General features: G+C 61.3%; 1 protein-coding gene. It reads right to left on the bottom strand.

All coding sequences use genetic code 11. The annotated features are described in order from the left end of the window. Nucleotides 1-677 (bottom strand): serine/threonine-protein kinase (locus tag AC5Y6Y_RS25745; protein WP_473140390.1); only part of this gene is annotated, 677 nt, incomplete at its 3' end. Nucleotides 678-688 lie beyond the last annotated feature (11 nt).

Raw genomic sequence — 688 nt, 5'->3', positions numbered from 1 at the left:
CGCGGCGGCGGCTGGGTCAGATGCCCACCCAACTGCTGCTCGAGACTGTCCCCCGGAAACGGCTGACTGCCCGTCAAACACTCATGCATCACACACGTCAACGCATAGATATCAGCCCGATGATCGGTACTGTCCCGCGTCATCCGCTCCGGAGCCAGATACGCCCAACTCCCGATCACATTGCCCGTACTGGTCAACGACGTCTCCCCCGCACTACGGGCGATCCCGAAATCGATCAGATACGCAAAATCATCCTCAGCCACCAAAATGTTGGACGGCTTGACATCGCGATGCACCAAATCGATCCGATGCGCCGCATTCAACGCCGACGCCACCTGATCGATGATGTGCACCGCCCGCGCCGGATCCAACGGACCCTCCCGCAACATGCTCTGCAGATCACGACCCACAATCAGGCGCATCGTGACAAACAACCGCCCCTCGATCTCCCCGAAGTCATAAATCGGCACCACATGCGGCTCATCCAACCCCGCCGCCGACCGCGCCTCCCGACGAAACCGCTGCTGATAGGTCTCATCATCAGCCAACTGCGCCGGCAACACCTTCAACGCCACCACCCGCTCAGTGCCGGTATCAAAAGCCCGCCACACCTCGCCCATCCCACCGCGACCCAGCAACTCGATCAACCGGTAACGACCAAACGGCGTCCCGTCCACGCCAACCTCCC

The sequence above is a fragment of the Mycobacterium sp. NGS24 genome (assembly GCF_059813065.1).
This window is presented reverse-complemented; position numbering and strand designations above follow the sequence as displayed.